Genomic DNA, 18,191 nt, shown 5'->3' with positions numbered 1-18,191 from the left:
GAGGGCCGGCGACAGGTCGTTATTGTTTCGCGCGGGAGCGAAAGGTCGGCGTGGACCGGGGGCGGGGGGCTGGGTGGCATGGGCTGGTGGCAGATCAACGCCGACACCCTCGCCGGCAGCCGTTTCGTCCTCTCCCCGCTCGCCGAGACCTTCGCCGCGCTGAAGCTGCTGCACCTGGGGAGCGCCACCCACCCCGGCGAGCGTGCCTGGCTGGACGCGCACCGTCCCGCCTACCGGGCCCGCCTGGCCGCCGACCCGGTCACCGCGCACCTCGTCCGCGCCGGGCTCGGCAAGGACTGGATCGCCGACTTCCTCACCCCGACGCCGAGGGACCGCGAGCCCTTCGAGGAGGGCGTGGCGCGGGTGCGCGCGGCCGACCCCGGCCAGGCCCGCGCCCACCTCACCGCCTCCCTCGCCGGCCCCCTCCCCGCCGTACTGGACCGGGACGACCTGCCCGAACGCGCCGCCGCGCTCCTTGAGTACGTCTGGACCGAGGCCGTACGTCCGGACTGGGACCGGCGTCGGCGCGTCCTGGAGGCCGATGTGGTGGCGCGGACCGCGCAGGTGAGCCGGGGCGGCTGGGCGGCCGTACTGGACTCGCTGCGGCCCGGGAGGACACGCTGGCTCGGCGGCAACCGGCTCCAGGTGAACCTGCACGAGTACCCGCCCCGGGAGATCTCCGGCGCCGAACTCGTCTTCGTGCCGGTCACGCCGAAGGGCGGCTGGGTCTCCTGGGAGGAGCCCGACCGTTACGCCGTCGTCTACCCGTGCGCGGGCGCCCTCGCCGACCCCGGCGCCCGGACGGTCCCCGCGAGCCTCGGCGCCCTGCTCGGGGCCACGCGCGCCGCGGTGCTCGTCCTCCTCGACTCCCCCCTGAGCACGACCCAGTTGGTCGCCGTGACCGGGCAGGGGCTGGGCTCGGTCGGGCGGCATCTGCGGGTGCTGCTGGACGCGGGGCTGGTGGAGCGGCGGCGGGCGGGGCGGTCGGTGCTGTATTCGCGTACGGCGGCCGGGGAGGTACTGGTGAAGGCGGGCGGACCTGGCGGGTCCGACGGCCCGGACGGGCCTGCCCCCGGACCCGGCACCTACCGGAGCTAGCATCCGCTTATGACTGCTGACACCAACGCATCCCCCCTCGACGTCGACATCAACACCCTCACCGGCGGCCCCGCCGACCTCGCCCAGTACGCCGGCAAGGCGGTCCTCGTCGTGAACGTGGCCTCCAAGTGCGGCCTGACCCCGCAGTACACGGGCCTGGAGAAGGTCCAGGAGCAGTACGCGGAGCGCGGCTTCACCGTGCTCGGCGTGCCCTGCAACCAGTTCCTCGGCCAGGAGCCGGGCAGCGCCGAGGAGATCGCCGAGTTCTGCTCGGCGACGTACGGCGTGACCTTCCCGATGACCGAGAAGGTCGAGGTGAACGGTGAGGGCCGGCACCCGCTCTACGACCGCCTGGTCGGCTTCGCGGACGCCGAGGGGCACAGCGGGGACATCCGCTGGAACTTCGAGAAGTTCCTGATCGGCCGGGACGGCAAGGTCGTCGCCCGCTTCTCGCCGCAGACCGAGCCGGAGGCGGCGGAGCTCGTGGCCGCGGTGGAGGGGGCGCTCGCCTAGCCGGTGTTGACCTTGCCCCTGGGGCAGGGCGCAACGTCCTTCGCACCGGGCGCCAGAGCCGCCCGGTGACGGAGGATGAGGCCGTGGACGACGAACTGCTCACCATCGGCGCGTTCGCCGCGCGGGCCAGGCTGTCGGCCAAGGCACTGCGCCTGTACGACCGCCTCGGGCTGCTGCCGCCCGCGCACGTCGACGAGGTCAGCGGCTACCGCTACTACCGCGCCGACCAGATCGAACGCGCCCGCCTGGTGGCCCTCCTGCGCCAGCTCGACATGCCGCTCGCGCGGGTCGCGGAGGTCGTCGGGGCACCGGACGGGGCCGCGGCGGCCGACCGGCTCGACGCGTACTGGGCGGACGTAGAGGCGCGGATGGCCGGGCAGCGGACGCTCGCCGCATACCTCCGTGGACGGCTGTCGGGGAGGAGCTCCGAGATGTACGGGAAGTTCGTGGTCGAGACGGTGGATGTGCCCGAGCAGGTGCTGATCACGGAGACACGGCATGTGCTGGCGGGCGAGTTGCCCGCGTGGATCGGCGCGTCGCTGGGTCGTCTGGAGGAAGGCTCGCGGGAGTGCGGCGGTATCACCGCGGCGCCGTTCGTCGTGTACCACTCCGACGTGTCGATGGAGAGCGACGGTCCGGCCGAGTCGTGCGTGCCGGTGGCCGACGAGGCGGCGGCGCGGGCGTGGGTCGAGCGGCAGGGCCGTACGCGGGAGACGAAGGTGCGGGTCGAGCCGGCCCAGCGGCTCGCCTACACCCGGATCACCAAGGCACAGGTGGCCCATCCGCAGATCCTGGCCGCCTTCGAGGCGGTGGAGGAGTGGATCGCGAAGCAGGGGCTGTGGCAGGCGGGCCCGTGCCGGGAGGTGTACTTCGCGGACTGGGACGCGGCGGGGGCCGAGGACCCGGTGTGCGATGTGGCGTTCCCGGTGAGGTGATCCGGGGCACGGCCGAGCCCTCTCGGCAAGGACGGCGGGCTGGTCGAGAGGGCTCTTGCTGTGGTGCTTGTGCAGTTGTTGACCGTGTGGTCGGGCGAGGGTGAGGATCAGACAGCCTCGCCCCTCACACCTTGACCGACGCCACGAAGGTGTTCCACGCGTTCGCGGGGAACGCCAGGACCGGGCCCTCGGGAACTTTGGAGTCCCGTACCGCCATGGCGGCTGTGACCGGCGACTTGACCTCGACGCACGCGCCGTTCCCGGTGGAGTACGAGGACTTGGTCCACGTGTCCGTGGCACCCTGACGAATTGCCATGTTTGCTCCGAATTGCCAGATGTTGAGTTGCTGTCATCGCGCTGCACGCCCGGACTGAACCGGTCTCCGCAAGACGATTCACGCCAACCTTGTTGCTCGGCGGCGTGATCGACGCTACTAGCCAACATCGGCCTACGAAGCGACTATTCACTCGACTGGATGGCATATTCCAGTGGAGCCTTCCATCCCGGCCTGAAGACGGTGTACGGTACCGCGCCCCTCCGGTCGGGATGGTCCCCCGCAAGGGTGATCAGCGCGCGTAGTCCTTCGCGATGTCCGCGATGAACTGCCGTGACTGGTCCACGTTCAGGGCCTGCGCCCGCAGGTGCTCGTACATCACGCTGTACTTCTGGACGTCGTTCGCCTTCTCCAGGTACAGATCGCTGGTGACGCCCTCGATGTAGACGACGCTGGAGTCGGCCGCGTCCGGGAACTCGAGGATCGCGTACTGCCCGTTGAGGCCCGGGTGCGCGCCCATGTCGAAGGGGATCACCTGCACGGTGACGTGCGGCAGTTGGGACTGCTCGACGAGCTGTTCCAACTGGTCGCGCATGAGGGAGCGGTTGCCGACGACCCGGCGCAGGGCGGCCTCGTCCAGGACGGTCCACAGGCGCAGCGGGTTCTCCTCGGTGGAGATTCGTTCCTGTCGGCGCATGCGCACCTGGACCCGTTTCTCGACCTCGGCGGGCGGCGTCTCCGGCAACGCCCCGGCGATCAGTGCCTCCGCGTACTGCTTGGTCTGCAACAGCCCCGGGACGACCTGCGGGTCGTACACCCGCAGACTCGCCGCGTCGGTCTCCAGCCCGATGTAGACGCTGTACGGGATGTCGCCGAAGGAATGCCACCACCCTTGCTGCCGCGAGTCCTTGGCCATCTGCATCAGCGAATCGACGATGCGGTGGTCCTCCACCTCGTAGACCCCGCACAGATCGCGGACGTCGCGCTGGCTGATGCTGCGCCGCCCGTTCTCCAGCCGGCTGATCTTCGACTGCGACACCAGCAGCCGCTCGGCCACCTCTTCGGCCGTCATGCCCTTGAGCTCGCGGAGCCGGCGCAACTCCTGGCCCAGCCGGCGTCGCCTGACGGTGGGATTGACATTGGACGCCACGGGACGTGCACCTCCGGCTGCGTGACTGCTGATTGCCACTTTGCGTATCTGCTGCTGAGCAGACTGCCACCAAGGTGCTTACTACCGCTGGGAAACGGTGGATATGCGCTGGATACACGCCAGTTCGGGGACACCCCCGGCAAATACGGCCGCACATACCGCGCGGGGCGGCGGGACCGGTGTCGTCGTCCGGACGTACGGTCCCGTCGCCCCGCGCGGACCAGCGGCTCCCGTACCGGGTCTTGGGGACTGCGGTGCGGCGCTGCACGTGGCGTGCGTGGAGTGCTGTGAAGCTTGTGGAACGGGTGGATCAGGTGGTGCATGCGGTGGACCTGTTGGTGCGGTCGTGGGACTGCGGCTCAGTGGGCCACGACACGCGCCATGGATCCGCGGCGCGGTTGCACCGGAACGCCACGGGCGGGTTCCGCTGCGACCCTGCCTCCGGGGGCGGCCTGACGGCCGGCCGGGGCCGGGCTGCGGCGCGGCTGGGCCGCCACGCCGTTCTGGACGTCCATCACGGCGTGCGCGACGAGACCGCCCATGGGGTCGTGCCTGATCAGATCCCGCAACCGAGAACGAGAGGATCGCCCCTCGTTCCCCGGATACAGGTGCTTGCCGAGGCCGACCGCGTGCGCCAGTGCGGCGAGCGCCGCGGTCCGCGGGTCCGGCGGTACGCCGGTGCGGATCGCGGAATCCAGCCGGGCCCTGATCTCCCGGCTGATCTCGTTGTCCGTCGCCTGATAGCGAGTCGTCGGCAACACCCCGCACATCTGACCCGCCACGGCATGCACCATGCCGCACCGCTCCAGATGCGAGAGATAGGTCTGGCGCAGCCCCAGCCGGGGCCCGCCAATCCAGTTCACTGCCCGCACGGGAGCGCCACGCCTTCGCAGCAACTCCAACGCGCAGTCCAATGTTGGATCTCCAGTCGGCCGTGGTACGACCACGGCGATACGATCCCCGTCTGGGGCTATCCGTCCGGCCAGCGCCAGCTCCACTAGCTGCGCTCCGGCCAGACCGAGGTCGAGCGACTGCGGCTGTGCGGTGGTACCCGTGGCCGGGTCCAACGCCAGCAGCAGAAGCTCCTCCGGAATTGTTCTGCGGCTCCTGCCCATCCATGCCTCCCCGCGTGGATGAATGACAGGGTGACCCCTCTCACATTCATCTGTCGAGGGTGCGTGACCGGTTCGTGAGGGAACCAGTAGGTATGTCGTTCTCGTCTACCGCCTGAGTAGAGGGCCGCGCACAGGACACTGGTACATGTTCGGACAGCGGCACGGGGGGTCGTACGGGCACGGAGTCCGGGCGACGGCTCATGGTTCGGCAGACGCACGCAGGGCGTGCGGCGGCACATGGAGGAGGCATCGGTGGCGGGCGAGTCCCCCGACAGGTCGAAGCAGCGCGAGTCGTCGGCAGAACCGACGTCGGGGAGCGCGGGTACGGTTCCCGAGTCCGGCCCCGAAGCCGACGGCACGCGCGCAGCCGACACCGGTGAGAAGCGCGACCCTCGACTGGCGGTGGCCCGCGAGAGCGGCGCACCGCAGGAGCCCGCTGCCACGCGGCGCGGCGGCGTGGACACGGCCACCAGAGTCCTGTCGCGGCGGGAGCTGGAGGCTGTGAGGGCGGAGCTGGAGAAGGCCGGAGGGGCCGAGGACGGCGACGCGGACGCGGGGGCCGGGGGCGGCGACGCCGGGAGCCCTGACGCCGAGGGCGCGAGCGCCGAGGGCTCGGACGCCGCGAGCGCGGAGGGCGGCGACGCCGGGAACCGTGACGCTGAGGCCGACGACACCGAGGCGGCGGACGCCGAAGGCTCGGACGCCGCGAGCGCCGAGGGCAGCGAGGCCGGGAACCGTGACGCTGAGGCCGACGACACCGAAGGCGCGCAGGCCGAAGGCTCGGACGCCGGGAGCGCGGAAGGCGGCGACGCCGGCAACCGTGACGCTGAGGCCGACGACACCGACGGCTCGGACGCCGCGAGCGCGGAAGGCAGCGAGGCCGGGAACCGTGACGCTGAGGCCGACGACACCGACGGCTCAGACGCCGCGAGCGCGGAAGGCGGCGACGCCGGGAACCGTGACGCTGAGGCCGACGACACCGACAGCGCGCAGGCCGAGGGCAAGGGTGCCGTGGACGGGACCTCGTCCGAGGTGCCGGGTGACGGTGACGGTGACGGTGATGAGGCTTCCGGGCCGGGTGACGATCGGCTGAGGGCGGCTGTGGCGGCCTGGGTGGCTTCCTCGGACGACGATGCCGACGCGGGCGATGAGGCCGACGGAGCCGAGGGCGGGACGGACGCCGAGGGTGCCGAGAAGGCCGAGGGCGCCGACTCCGCCCAGTCCGTCGCCGACGCCGAGGCCGACGAGACCTCCGCGGCCGCCGAGGCGCCGGGCAAGGCTGCCGCCGACGCTGACGAAGCCGCTGCCGACGCCGCCCCTGACGATGCCCCGGCAGTCGCCAAGGACGCCGAGGACGGCTCGGGCGACGCCGCCCGGACCCCTGCCGACGCCGCTCCCGACGGCGAGGACGCCCCGCAGGGGCCACCCGCACCCGGCGACGAGAGCCGCACGGGTGGTGCGGGTGGGAAAGCCAAGGCCGACGGCGAAGCCGAGGCCGGGCCGGCCGTCGACCAGCCGACCGCCGTCTTCAAGGCCGTACGTCCCCCGAAGCCCTCCGTCGACCAGCCCACCACCACACTCAAGGCCCCCAAGCAGCCCGAGACCCCCGCCGAGCGCACCAGCAAGTTCGTCGCGCTCAAGCCGGACCTCCCCCGCGATACGCCGAAGGCCCCGGCCCCCGACGCCACCGCCGCCATCCCCCAGGTCGGCCCCGAGCGCACCACCCAGCAGCCGCTGCCCCCCAGGCCCCCGCTCGACCTGCTCGCCGAGCTGACGAACACGCCTCCGCCCCCGGAGACCCCCTTCCGCACGCTCATCCGGCGGATCAAGATCTGGACCCCGCTGGTCCTGCTGCTCGTGGTCATCCTCGGGGTCGTCCAGTCCGTACGCCCGCTCCCGGCCCCCGCCCTCGACCTCACCGCCGAGGAGAGCTACACCTTCGACGGCGGCAAGGTCGACATCCCGTGGCCCGCCGAGGGCCAGGCCGCGCTCGACGTGGACGGCCTCGGCACGTTCGGCTCCTCCGGCGACCAGAAGCCCGTGCCGATCGCCAGCGTCGCCAAGGTGATGACCGCGTACCTCATCCTGCGCGAGCACCCCCTCAAGAGCGGCGCCGAGGGCCCGGACATCGAGATCGACCAGACCGCCGAGGACCAGTCGGACGCCGGCCAGGAGTCGACCGTCGACGTGACCGCGGGCGACAAGATCTCCCAGCGCGAGGCCCTGGAGAGCGTACTGATCGCATCCGCGAACAACATCGCCCGCCGCCTCGCCCGCTGGGACGCCGGCTCCGAGAAGGCGTTCGTGGCGAAGATGAACGCCGCCGCCAAGGACCTCGGCATGACGAACACGACGTACACCGACCCGTCCGGCCTGAACAACACCACCGTGAGCACGGCCGTGGACCAGGTGAGGCTGGCCAAGGCGGCGATGAAGCAGCCCGCCTTCCGCGAGGTCGCCGCGATGATGTCGTACGACGACTACAAGGGAAAGAACCACCCCAACTGGAACCAGCTGGTCGGCCACAACAACGTCGTCGGCATCAAGACCGGCACCACCACCTCCGCCCTCGGCAACCTCGTGTTCGCCGCGAAGAAGGAGGCCGGCGGCGAGACGCGGACCATCATCGGCGCCGTGGTGCGCCAGCCGGACGCGGGCGGCGGCATCCTCGCCGCCGCTCTCGACTCGGGCGACCAGCTGATCCGCGCCGCCCAGGACGCCCTGAAGTCGGCGACGCTGCTGAAGAAGGGCGACGTCGTGGGCTACGTCGACGACGGCCTCGGCGGCCGCACCCCGGTCGTCGCCACCAAGGACGTCACGGCGGTCGGCTGGTCCGGGCTGAAGGTCGAGCTGACCTTCGCCTCCGACGCCGTACCGCACACCGCGAAGGCCGGCACCAAGGTGGGCACGCTCACCGTGGGTGACGGTACGAGCGGTGCGGTCAAGATCCCGGTCGCCCTGCAGAGGGACCTCACCGAACCGGGCTTCACGGACAAGTTGACCCGTCTCGGCTGACCCACGGGACGGGCCGGCGGCATCGCATCGCAGCCCGCCGACGGCGCTCGACGGCGCTCGTCGGCGGGCTGCGTGCTAGCGTCACGAAACGGGCAGGTCGCCGCTGACTACGCGCGGCCGGAGAATCTTCAGCGACAGGGCCGACAACACGGGGAAACGGGAAGCGGCCGGAACAGAAGACGGGACAGTACGGGGAGTGCCTCAAAGGTGGCCACTGCGGAGCCGACACGCGCAGACGACGCCGATCCGGGACGGGGAGCCGGTCCGCGAATACGCGTGCCCGCGCCACGCCAGGGAGACCGTCAAGACCTTCCGGAGGACAGACCGCCGTCGCGTCTGAACGCCGCCGTCCTCACCCTGCGTGAGCGCGTCCTGCGCCATCCGGTGCTGTCGATCACGACTCTGGCCGGACTCCTCCACGTCATCTGGTTCTTCACGTTCGCAAGCAGCGGCGGCGATCTCGCGGCCCAGGACGCCTGGGCCGAGTTCGTCGGCCGGCATCCGGACTCGGCGTACAACCTGGCCTGGTACGGCGGTATGCACCCGGTGTCGTACAGCGTGGTGTCGCCGTATCTGATGTCGGTCCTCGGTGTCCGTACGACGATGATGATCGCGGGGACGGTCTCGGCGGGCCTGCTGACGCTGGTGCTGCTGCGCAGCCGGTCGGTGAAGAACCCGCTGTGGGCGGCGCTGGCCGGGGTCTTCGGGCTGGTCTGCAACGCGATCTCGGGGCGCGTGACCTTCGGCCTCGGCACGATGTTCGCGCTGGGCGCGGTCGCCGTCGTGTTCTGCTGGCCGCACCGCTGGCGTTACAAGCGCTGGGCGAAGGCGTTGTGCGCCGCCCCGCTGGCCGCGCTGGCCACCATGTCGTCGCCGGTGGCGGGGCTGTTCGTGGGCTTCGTGGCGGTGGCGCTGTTCCTGCAGAAGCGGCGGCCGGGAGCGTGGGCGCTGGGCCTCGCGCCGACCGCGGTCGTGGCCGTGTCGGCCTGGCTGTTCCCCTTCTCCGGCACGCAGCCGATGGTGATCGGCTCGGTGCTGCTGCCGCTGCTGGTCGCCGTCGCCACCTTCGTGCTGGTGCCCAAGGAGTGGAAGACGGTCCGGCTGGTGTCCGCCGTCTACGGCCTCTCGGTCGTCCTGGTCTGGGTGATCAGCTCGCAGATCGGTTCCAACATCACCCGCCTGGCGATGCTCTTCGGCGGGACGGCCCTGGTGGCCGCGCTGCCCTTCACGGTGCCGCGCTCACGCAAGTGGTACGCGGGCGTGCTGGCGCTGCTCACCTTCGTCGGCTGGATCGGCTACAAGACGGTCGACGACATCATCCACGCCGCTCCGGAGGCGTCCTGGGCACGCGAGCTGGCCCCGCTGGTCAACGAGCTCCAGGAGGTCGGCGCCGAGAAGGGCCGGGTGGAGGTCGTGCCCGCCCGCTCGCACCGCGAGGCCGCCGCCCTCGCGCCGTACTTCAATCTGGCCCGCGGCTGGAACCGCCAGGCCGACATGGAGCGCAACCCGCTCTTCTACGACGGCACGCTGAACTCCGCGAACTACCACGAGTGGCTCCAGCGCTGGGCCGTGCACTTCGTGGTCCTGCCCAAGGACGAGCCGGACCCCTCGGCGGCGCTGCGTGAGCGGCAGCTGGTGCGGCGCGGGATGCCGTATCTGAAGCAGGTGTGGGGCGACGCCAACTGGCAGCTGTTCCAGATGACCGACCCGACGCCGCTCGCCGAGCCGCACGCCGTCGTCGAGCGGGCCGAGCAGGGCGAGATGACGATGCGGGTGAGCAAGCCGGGCCGCATCCTCATCCGCATCCCCTACTCGCCCTGGCTGAGCATCGTCGACGCCGACGGCAAGAAGCTCGACCCGCCGCAGGAGACGGAGGCGTCCAAGAACCGCCCCGACGACGAGCCGAAGTCGTACGACAACCTCAACGGCTGTCTGATGGAGACGGAGGAGGACGCGCTCGGCGACCGGTGGACGATGCTGGTCGCTCCGCGGGCGGGCGAGTATCGGCTGGCGGCGCCGTACGGGGTGCCGCGGGGGACGCCTTGTCCGGAGGAGTTGCGGTGACCGGCGTTCCTGGGGGCTGCCGCCCCCAGACCCCCGCTTCGGCCCTGAACGGGCCTCGTCCTCAAGCTCCCCCAGAGGGGGCACCCCCAGACGGGCTGAAATGCCTGGGCCGGCGCTGATGGGTGACCGTCAGCGCAGCTGATCCACGTACGTGTCCGTCCCCGGGATCGTCGGGATGAACGGCGCCACCAGTTCCACTCTCCCCAGCCCCGACTCCTCGACCACCGTGTCCAGGCCTGCGAAGTACCCCTCCCAGCACTCCCTCGGGTCCGCCTCCAGGAACCACAGGAGCGTCAGGCGGGTGTCGACCCCCTCGACCTGTTTGACGTACGACATGCGGTCCAGCGGCAGCGGCGTGGGCCGGAAGATCGTCACCATCGCGGTCGGGGAGCCCGCCAGGCGCTTCGGGAGGTGGCGTGCGCGCAGCCACTCCAGCAGTTCGGCGCGCCGCTGCGGTGAGTCCGTGTCGATGACCTGCACCACCAGACCCGCGTAGGGGTGGTCCAGGGCGTGGAAGTCGCGGGGGCCCGCCGCGCCGTCGCGGTACACCGTGGCCTCGTGGTCCTGGAACGCCGTGAAGACGTGGGTGCGGTTCTGGTGGACGCGGGCGTCGCGGCCCAGGCGTTTGTTGATGGCGACCGTCCAGCGCATGTGGTCGTCGTAGCGGCCCTCGGTGATCCAGTACGTCGAGATGTAGCAGCCGGCGGTGACCGGCTGGGCGATCGCCGACTTCTCCGGGCAGCGCAGGAGTTGGAGATCCCTGGTCGCCACCCAGCGGCGGCCCGCGTACATCCAGGGCATGGCCATCGCGCCGGCGTAGTAGTGGTCGTCCTCGTACCAGCGGTTGTAGGCGTACTCGTGGCCCGGATGCGGTTCGACCATGGTGATCAGGGCGTGGCCCGGGTGGACTCCGTACGGGCCGACGGCGGCCAGTTCGGCGTACGTCTCGCTGCGGGTGTCCTCACTACGGGTGTCCTCGCTCATGCGGTTCCCCTTTCCTGCGGTCACCCATACCCTGACGGGCCGTCAGATAGTGCGTCCAGGGTCGGGAGGCAGCGGAATGTCACTGCTCGCGGGCAAGACCGTCGTCGTGTCGGGAGTGGGCGCCGGGCTCGGTCACCAGGTCGCCGCAACGGTGGTGCGCGACGGGGGAACGCGGTCCTCGGGGCGCGCACCGAGGCGAACCTCGCCAAGAGCGCCGCCGAGATCGATCCGGACGGTGCTCACACGGCGTACCGGGCGACCGACATCACCGACGAGCGGCGGTGCGAGGCGCTGGCGGCGCTGGCGCGGGAGCGGTTCGGGGGGATCGACGCGGTCGTCCATGTGGCCGCCCTGGACGGCCACTTCGGCGGTCTGGAAGACGCGGACTTCACCACGTGGCAGTCGGTGATCGACGTGAACCTGCTGGGGTCACTGCGGATGACACGGGCCTGTCTGCCGGCCCTCAAGGAGCGCGGGGGCTCGGTCGTCTTCATCGGGACCCAGTCCTCGGTCGCCGCCCCCTCGCAGGTACGGCAGGCGGCGTACGCGGCGTCGAAGGGGGCGCTGACGAGCGCGATGTACTCGCTGGCCCGGGAGTTGGGGCCGTACCGGGTCCGGGTGAACACCGTGCTGCCGGGCTGGATGTGGGGGCCGCCGGTGCAGGCGTACGTCCGGTTCACGGCGCGGACGGAGGGCGCGCCCGAGGCCGACGTCCTGAAACGGCTGACGGGGCGGATGGCGCTGCCCGATCTCGCCACGGACGGGGATGTCGCGGACGCGGTGGTGTTCCTGACGTCGGACAGGGCACGCTCCCTCACGGGGCAGTCGTTGCTGGTCAACGCGGGGGAGCTGATGCGATGAGTTCACATGGGTGAACCCAGAACCTCATGACGAACACTTTTACCTCCCTTTGACCTTACGCTCACTTGTCGTGTTCACGCGACAGCACCCAGGATGAGCGCCGGGCTGAACCCTGGGAGGGCGCACATGAACGGTCTCGACTGGGCCGTGCTCATCGGCTACTTCGGCGTGATGGTGGCGATCGGCATCTGGTCGCACAAGCGGGTGGACAACGTCAGCGACTTCTTCACCGCGGGCGGCAGGATGCCGTGGTGGCTGTCCGGGATCTCGCACCACATGTCCGGATACAGCGCGGTGATGTTCACCGGGTACGCGGGCATCGCCTACACCTACGGCGTCACCTCCTTCGTCACCTGGTCCTTCCCCATCGCGCTCGGCATCGCCATCGGCTCGAAGCTGTTCGCGCCGCGTATCAACCGCCTGCGCTCGCGCCTCCATGTGGCCTCGCCGCTGGAGTACTTGAAGAACCGTTACGACCTGAAGACCCAGCAGGCGCTGGCCTGGTCCGGGATGCTGCTGAAGATCGTGGACGTGGGCGCGAAGTGGGCGGCGATCGCGACGCTGCTGTCGGTGTTCACCGGGGTGTCGCTGAACCAGGGCATCCTCATCACCGGCACCATCACGGCCGTCTACTGCACCATCGGCGGCCTGTGGGCGGACGCGCTGACCGAACTCGGCCAGTTCGTCATCCAGTTGCTGGCCGGCATCGCGATGTTCGTCGCCGTGCTCATGGAGCTGAACGACAAGGGCATAGGCTTCCTCGACGCCTGGGACAGGCCGGAGCTGCAGGGCCACGGTGAGCCGCTGGTCGGCCCCTACGGCACGGTCTTCCTCCTCGCCTTCCTCTTCATCAAGCTCTTCGAGTACAACGGCGGCATGCTCAACCAGGCCCAGCGCTACATGGCCACGGCCAACGCGCACGAGGCCGAGCGCTCGGCACGGCTGTCGGCGATCCTCTGGCTGGTCTGGCCGGTGGTCCTCTTCTTCCCCATGTGGATGTCGCCGCTGCTGGTCACCTCGCAGAAGCCGGACGGCTCCGACTCGTACGGCCTGATGACCGAACAGCTGCTCCCGCACGGCCTGTTGGGCCTGGTCATCGTCGGCTTCTTCTCGCACACCATGGCCATGTGCTCCTCCGACGCCAACGCGATCGCGGCCGTCTTCACCCGGGACTGCGCGCCGGTGGTGTGGCGCAGGGCGCGGGCCTGGAGCGAGGGTCAGGGCCTGCGGGTCGCCCGGATCACGACCGTCGTCTTCCTCGGCCTGTCCATGGCGGCGGCGACGCAGGTCAACTCCCCCGCCTTCAAGGACATCATCACGGTCGTCATCAAGTGGGTCGCCGGCCTCATGGGCCCGATGGCCATCCCGATGATGCTGGGCCTGCTGCGCCCGTTCCGCCGCTCCGGCCCGACCGCCGCGCTCACCAGCTGGTCGATGGGCCTGCTCGCCTTCTGGCTGGTCAACTACCCGATCAGCTGGCAGATCGAGGGCGGCGTCCCGCTGCAGTACCAGGTCTCGATCCCGCTGGCGGTGTCGCTGGTCCTGTACATCCTCATCGGCTTCATCAAGCCGGAGGACACGCCGGAGCGGCTTGCGATCATCGAGAAGATCAACACGGACGGGGACGGGGCGGCGGCGGCCGCGGTGCCGGTGCCGGCGGGCGCGGTGGAGGACGTGGTCCGCGCGAAGGACTGAGGTCGGGGCGGGGAGCGGGGGCGGCCACTGGCACGCCGGGGGCCGCCGCCCTTGCCGCGTTCCAGGATCGTCGGGCGGCCCCCAGTTCGGCCAGCCAGGGCGGGGCCACCGCCGCCGCCCCCGGCTTCACGGACTCCACCGGCGCCTCCACGGCGCCGCTCACATGCCCGCTCCGCCTCGACTCAGCCCCGCGGATACCGGGCCAGCCAACCCGGCGCCGAGCCGGCCGGGCCGTGCAGGGCCGGGCCCTGGGTCATCTCCATGGCGAAGTCGTCGGCGAGTTCGAGGATCGTGGGGCGGCCCTCCAGTTCGGCCAGCCAGGCCGGGGGAGGGCCGTCTCGCCGTGCAGGGCGCCCAGCAGGCCGCCGGTGAGGGCGCCCGCGGCGGCGGAGGGGCCGTCGTGGTTCACGGCGAGGCACAGCCCGTGGCGGACGTCCTCGCCCACCAGGGCGCAGTACACGGCGGCCGCGAGCAGCCCGTCGGCCGAGCCGTCGGCCGCGAGTTCCTCCACCCGCGCCGGGGTGGGCATCCCCTGCCGTACGGCACCCAGCGCATGCTGCAACGCGTCCGACACGGGCTCGTGCCCCGGCCGCAGGGCGAGCAGCGCCAGCGCCCGCTGTACCGCCCCGTCGAGGCTCTCCCCGCAGGCGAGACCGTGCACGATCACGGCGTACGCGCCCGCCGACAGGTAGGCGACGGGATGGCCGTGGCTCTGCGTCGCGCACTCCACGGCGAGCTGGACGACGAGCTGCGGCTCCCAGCCGACGAGCAGTCCGAAGGGCGCGGAACGGGCGACGGCCTCGGGCCCGAGCTCGGCCGCGTTCTTGGGCGACTCCAGCGTGCCCATGGTCTCGTCACCGAGGCCGAGCAGCAGGGCGCGCGTCGGGTCCCGGCGGGCGTACAGCCACTCCTCCCGCGCCAGCCACCCGTCGTCCTTACGGCGCTCGTCGGGACCCCAGTCCCGTTGCGTGGCGGCCCAGCGCAGATACGCCCGGTGCACGTCGGTCGGCGGATGCCAGGCGCCGGCGTCCCGCCGGACCTGCGCTCTTATCAAGCCGTCCACGCTGAAGAGGGTGAGCTGCGTGAGATGGCTCACGGCACCGCGCCGCCCGTACCCGAACCCGAGATCGACGAGGCCCTCGACGCCGTACTGCTCCCGGATCTCGTCCAGCCCGAGCCCGTCCACCGGCGCACCGAGGGCATCCCCGACGGCCGCCCCGAGGAGCGTCCCACGCACCCGGCTGCGGAAGTCCTGCTGTTCGGTACGGCCCCAGACGGCGCCGACTGTCGCACCCACCAAGACCTCCCCGTGACAGCGTCCGTCCGTACGACAGTTCGCCACTGTAATCGAATGGGGACGGTCGGTTCAGGGGGCGGAATGGTATGCGAGGTGTGACCTAAATGGTCGCGAGTAATCCTGAGTCGTCAGTTATTACCCATACCAAGTGACATTGCAGACGTAGACGCATTCATGTCGTGGCACGGCCAGAAAGCTGATGAAGCCGCGCCCGCCGAGGATGTCGAATTCACGCAGCCCGCCCTCCCGGTCGAGCGGTCTGCCGACCTTCACGGAGTCAAGGCCGAGTGCGGCCAGCTCGGTGGCGAGCCGCTCCACCTCCGCCACGACTCCGGGCGGGAGACCGCCGGTGACGTACTCGGCACTCGGGTTGTAGTCCCATGCACCAGTCCGTCACAGCCCGGCCTCCGCCTCGGCGGCCTCCCTGATCGCGCGGATCTCGGCGATGGCCTCCGCTGGGTCCTGCTCCCCCGCGTCCACGATCTGCTCCAGCTCACGCAGCCGTGCGGCGCGTTCCGGATGCCGTTCGATCGCCACGAACACGGCCCAGGAGTGCACGAAGGTGCGCAGGGGGGCGAGGCTCTGTGTCTGCTGGGCGTTCGTCGTGGCCTCGAAGAGGTGTTGCGTGAGGGCCGGGATCCGGCTCGGCGCGATGCGCGCGACCGCGGCCCGCAATGCGTCCGGGGTCAGCTCGGGCATGGGGATCAGCGGTCCGTAGGGGCCGTCGGCCTGGGCGCTCACGGGGACCTCCAGTGCGGGTGACTCGGTCCTCGTACGGTACCGGCGGTGTCGGTGGCGCGGTGCGTGCGCGGCGCTTGTCACGGGACTCGCTTCCGGGCCTCTACGCCGCCGCGAGGGACGTACGGCAGTCGCGGCACCGGCCCGGCGCAGGCGCGCGGAAGGCTCGGTCACAGCCGTCGCAGGTCTGAAGTGGGTCCGGGCGGACAGGGGACGCGTGGTGTGACGGGGCGGGGAGAGGTGGCGGCAGAAGTGCCTCAAGGCGGTGGGCGAGGAATCCCGCCGGGTGCAGGATCGGGTCCTCGGGCAGGGCGTTCGTCAGCGTCCGCTGCACGGCGGTGGGGGTGACACCCCGCTCCAGCCAGGCGGAGACAGCCGGCGCCAAGCGACGTACGTCGCGCTCGCTGAGCAGCAGGCGGGAGTCGTGGGCGCGCAGACCGCAGAGGAGGTCGGCGGCGGCGTCGGGCGCGGGCGGTGCCTCGGAGACCGGGGCCGGTGCCGGGCGGGACTCGGGCTGCGCAACCGCTCGCGCAACCGCGAGCCGGGGCTTGTTGTACGAGATCGTCCGGGTCACGACTCGGCCCGATTGAAGACGCTCCTTGGTGCGAGCCAGGTATCCGTGCGCCTCCAGCTCCCGCAGGGCGGCGGCGATCCGGATCTCCCCCTCGGGGAACTTCGCGGCGAGGGCCTTGATCCCGATCGGGGTCCTCGCGGGCAGCGACTGGATGTGGACCGCCAGGCCGATCGCCGTCAGGGACAGCTCCGGGTGCTGGGCGAGGTGGTTTCCGACCACGACGAAGTGGTCGGAGTGGGGTTCGGTGACGTGCTCGACGCCTCCGGGGTGACGGCCGGACGAAGGGCGCGCGGGCGCGCTAGGGTGCTGTTCAGTCATCGGGAAGGGTTCTTCTTCCTGGTGTTAGGCCCTCGCACTGGGATGCCAGTCCCGGCGAGGGCCGATTCATGTGTGCGGTTGTCTGCGGCTGACGCTGCACCACCGAAACCCCTCCGCGCCAGCCGAGTTGGCGATGTTCACCCCTGCGGGTGATCGACGGGGGCGGTGGGGGTGGGTTGGTTCTTTTCCGGGTTCTTTGGTTTTTGGCGTCGGGAACCGCCGGGTCACGACTCCCCGCGATCCGGCGCCAGTTCGGCCCGCCCGTCTTGCAGTTGGCCGCCCTGACTCGGCCTCGCCGCCCACCGCATCCCTGACCTGCGGGATCCGGTCGGAGGGGGCACACAACTGCCCGACCTGCCCGGCTTCATGGGGTCTCGGCACCGGTCAGGAGGGCCGCGCGGGCCTCGTCGGCCGTGGCCTCGTCGTGGGCGCCGAGGTTCCGGTGGACGGTCGCCCGTCGCAGCAGCGCCCAGGTGTACGTCGGCCTTCCTTCCAGGACTCGGTCCAGGTCGGCGAGAGCCTCCCCGTGGCGGCCGAGGTTGGACAGCGTGGCACCCCGGCTCGCGCGGGCGGAGTCGTAGTCGGGCTCCAGGGCGAGCGCGTGGTCGTAGTCGGCGAGGGCTTCCTCGTCGCGGCCGGCGACGCGCAGGGCGTCTCCGCGCACGCAACGGACCCAGGCCCAGTCGGGGTCCACGGCCACCGCCCGGTCGAGGTCGGCCAGTTGGCGGTCGGGGTTCACGAGGGCGCGGTGTACGCGGGCCCGGCGGACCAGCGCCCAGGGGTAGTCCGGCTTGAGCCGCACGGCCCGGTCGAGGGAACCGGTGCCGCTCGTCCTCCGGTGCGCTGTCGAAGTTGGCGCGGAACGCGGCCCGTTCGGCACTCCGGCCCACGAATCCGGCCCGGCTGCGTCGGCCGATCAGCTGCTGCATAGACGGCCGCGACTGCGCCACCGTACGTCCTCTCGTCCGTCCGCCCAGAGCTCGTCCTCGTCAATTCTGGCTCAATGCGTACCGAACACACCGCCACCACGGGAAAGATGACCACCATGCCAACCACACCCCCACGCGGCGCCCTCCAGCTGGCCGCCACCCTCCTCACCGCGACCGTCGCCCTCTACATCACCCTCGTGGCCTTCGGGAACATCACGGACTTCGGGACGAACCAGCAGTTCGTGCGGCACGTCCTGGCGATGGATACGACGTTCAAGGACGACGACCTGATGTGGAGAGCCGTCACCAGCAAGGGACTTCAGGACGCGGCGTACGTCGCGATCATCGTCTGGGAGACCGTCGCCGCCCTCGTCCTCATATACGGCACCTGGCTCTGGTTCCGCCGCGACGACCCGCGCGCCCGCCGCTTCTCCACCTACGGTCTGCTGATGCTGATGCTGCTGTTCGGCGGCGGGTTCATCGCGATCGGTGGTGAGTGGTTCTCGATGTGGCAGTCGGGCGACTGGAACGGGCTCGACGCCGCGACGCGGGTGTTCCTGTTCAGCGGGGTCGTGCTGATCGTCAACCACCTGCCGTTCGGGCAGGGACGGCAGGCCGACGCCTGACGCGT

General features: G+C 71.0%; 14 protein-coding genes and 3 pseudogenes. 8 read left to right on the top strand and 9 right to left on the bottom strand.

Annotated elements, in window-relative coordinates:
- The first annotated feature begins 78 nt into the window (after nt 1-78).
- The 3 genes from QQM39_RS25730 (at nt 79) to QQM39_RS25720 (ending at nt 2,546) form a co-directional block, all read left to right on the top strand.
- Complete coding sequence (locus QQM39_RS25730) at nt 79-1,098, top strand: helix-turn-helix transcriptional regulator (protein WP_301999895.1); 1,020 nt, start codon at nt 79-81, stop codon at nt 1,096-1,098.
- 9 nt (nt 1,099-1,107) lie between these two features.
- Nucleotides 1,108-1,611: a glutathione peroxidase gene (locus tag QQM39_RS25725; RefSeq protein ID WP_301999894.1), complete on the top strand. Its 504-nt coding sequence runs from the start codon at nt 1,108-1,110 to the stop codon at nt 1,609-1,611.
- Between the two features lie 65 nt (nt 1,612-1,676).
- Nucleotides 1,677-2,546, top strand: coding sequence for a MerR family transcriptional regulator (locus QQM39_RS25720; RefSeq protein ID WP_301999893.1), 870 nt, complete (start codon nt 1,677-1,679; stop codon nt 2,544-2,546).
- A gap of 124 nt (nt 2,547-2,670) precedes the next feature.
- Here QQM39_RS25720 and QQM39_RS25715 read toward each other — a convergent pair whose 3' ends face one another.
- The 3 genes from QQM39_RS25715 to QQM39_RS25705 form a co-directional block, all read right to left on the bottom strand.
- A complete protein-coding gene (locus tag QQM39_RS25715; protein WP_301999892.1) occupies nt 2,671-2,862 on the bottom strand; it encodes a DUF397 domain-containing protein in 192 nt (63 codons plus the stop codon).
- Between the two features lie 250 nt (nt 2,863-3,112).
- Nucleotides 3,113-3,970, bottom strand: a complete 858-nt coding sequence (locus QQM39_RS25710) for a helix-turn-helix transcriptional regulator (protein ID WP_274239962.1) — start codon at nt 3,968-3,970, stop codon at nt 3,113-3,115.
- 359 nt (nt 3,971-4,329) lie between these two features.
- Nucleotides 4,330-5,085, bottom strand: coding sequence for a GPP34 family phosphoprotein (locus tag QQM39_RS25705; protein WP_301999891.1), 756 nt, complete (start codon nt 5,083-5,085; stop codon nt 4,330-4,332).
- Nucleotides 5,086-5,337: 252 nt separating this feature from the next.
- On the opposite strand from QQM39_RS25705, the gene QQM39_RS25700 reads away from it, so the two are divergent.
- Together QQM39_RS25700 and QQM39_RS25695 are read left to right on the top strand one after the other, a co-directional pair.
- Nucleotides 5,338-8,100 carry a D-alanyl-D-alanine carboxypeptidase gene (locus QQM39_RS25700; protein WP_301999890.1) on the top strand — a complete coding sequence of 921 codons (2,763 nt, stop codon included), beginning with the start codon at nt 5,338-5,340 and terminating at the stop codon, nt 8,098-8,100.
- Between the two features lie 207 nt (nt 8,101-8,307).
- Nucleotides 8,308-10,164: an MFS transporter gene (locus tag QQM39_RS25695; protein ID WP_301999889.1), complete on the top strand. Its 1,857-nt coding sequence runs from the start codon at nt 8,308-8,310 to the stop codon at nt 10,162-10,164.
- A 129-nt stretch (nt 10,165-10,293) separates the two neighbouring features.
- Here the strand turns inward: QQM39_RS25695 and QQM39_RS25690 are convergent, their stop codons facing one another.
- On the bottom strand, nt 10,294-11,148 hold the full coding sequence (locus QQM39_RS25690) for a hypothetical protein (protein ID WP_301999888.1): 855 nt from the start codon (nt 11,146-11,148) through the stop codon (nt 10,294-10,296).
- Between the two features lie 76 nt (nt 11,149-11,224).
- On the opposite strand from QQM39_RS25690, the pseudogene QQM39_RS25685 reads away from it, so the two are divergent.
- A pseudogene (locus tag QQM39_RS25685) lies at nt 11,225-12,009 on the top strand (SDR family oxidoreductase).
- A gap of 126 nt (nt 12,010-12,135) precedes the next feature.
- A complete protein-coding gene (locus QQM39_RS25680; protein WP_301999887.1) occupies nt 12,136-13,704 on the top strand; it encodes a sodium:solute symporter family protein in 1,569 nt (522 codons plus the stop codon).
- A gap of 182 nt (nt 13,705-13,886) precedes the next feature.
- Here the strand turns inward: QQM39_RS25680 and QQM39_RS25675 are convergent.
- The 5 genes and pseudogenes from QQM39_RS25675 to QQM39_RS25655 form a co-directional block, all read right to left on the bottom strand.
- A pseudogene (locus QQM39_RS25675) lies at nt 13,887-15,001 on the bottom strand (ADP-ribosylglycohydrolase family protein).
- Between the two features lie 135 nt (nt 15,002-15,136).
- Nucleotides 15,137-15,398, bottom strand: a pseudogene (locus QQM39_RS25670) (hypothetical protein).
- Entirely contained in the window at nt 15,395-15,742 is a 348-nt protein-coding gene (locus QQM39_RS25665; RefSeq protein ID WP_301999886.1) for a DUF6247 family protein, read from the bottom strand. Before QQM39_RS25665 ends, QQM39_RS25670 begins: the two are co-directional and overlap by 4 nt.
- 100 nt (nt 15,743-15,842) lie before the next feature.
- A complete protein-coding gene (locus tag QQM39_RS25660) occupies nt 15,843-16,631 on the bottom strand; it encodes a helix-turn-helix domain-containing protein (RefSeq protein ID WP_301999885.1) in 789 nt (262 codons plus the stop codon).
- Between the two features lie 364 nt (nt 16,632-16,995).
- A complete protein-coding gene (locus QQM39_RS25655) occupies nt 16,996-17,433 on the bottom strand; it encodes a tetratricopeptide repeat protein (protein ID WP_301999884.1) in 438 nt (145 codons plus the stop codon).
- Nucleotides 17,434-17,676: 243 nt separating this feature from the next.
- On the opposite strand from QQM39_RS25655, the gene QQM39_RS25650 reads away from it, so the two are divergent.
- Complete coding sequence (locus QQM39_RS25650; RefSeq protein ID WP_302003725.1) at nt 17,677-18,186, top strand: DUF2165 domain-containing protein; 510 nt, start codon at nt 17,677-17,679, stop codon at nt 18,184-18,186.
- The last annotated feature ends 5 nt before the right edge of the window (nt 18,187-18,191 follow it).

This window comes from Streptomyces sp. DT2A-34, from assembly GCF_030499515.1.
GTDB lineage: Bacteria > Actinomycetota > Actinomycetes > Streptomycetales > Streptomycetaceae > Streptomyces.
The sequence above is the reverse complement of the archived record's forward strand: the minus strand, read 5'-3'. Positions and strand labels throughout refer to the sequence as shown.

Excerpts from the sequence above, each read along its gene's own strand:
- QQM39_RS25730 (WP_301999895.1), top strand. The coding sequence starts at position 79 with ATGGGCTGGTGGCAGATCAACGCCGACACCCTCGCCGGCAGCCGTTTC.
- QQM39_RS25725 (WP_301999894.1), top strand. The coding sequence starts at position 1,108 with ATGACTGCTGACACCAACGCATCCCCCCTCGACGTCGACATCAACACC.
- QQM39_RS25715 (WP_301999892.1), bottom strand. The coding sequence starts at position 2,862 with ATGGCAATTCGTCAGGGTGCCACGGACACGTGGACCAAGTCCTCGTAC.
- QQM39_RS25705 (WP_301999891.1), bottom strand. The coding sequence starts at position 5,085 with ATGGGCAGGAGCCGCAGAACAATTCCGGAGGAGCTTCTGCTGCTGGCG.
- QQM39_RS25690 (WP_301999888.1), bottom strand. The coding sequence starts at position 11,148 with ATGAGCGAGGACACCCGTAGTGAGGACACCCGCAGCGAGACGTACGCC.
- QQM39_RS25680 (WP_301999887.1), top strand. The coding sequence starts at position 12,136 with ATGAACGGTCTCGACTGGGCCGTGCTCATCGGCTACTTCGGCGTGATG.
- QQM39_RS25660 (WP_301999885.1), bottom strand. The coding sequence starts at position 16,631 with ATGACTGAACAGCACCCTAGCGCGCCCGCGCGCCCTTCGTCCGGCCGT.
- QQM39_RS25650 (WP_302003725.1), top strand. The coding sequence starts at position 17,677 with ATGCCAACCACACCCCCACGCGGCGCCCTCCAGCTGGCCGCCACCCTC.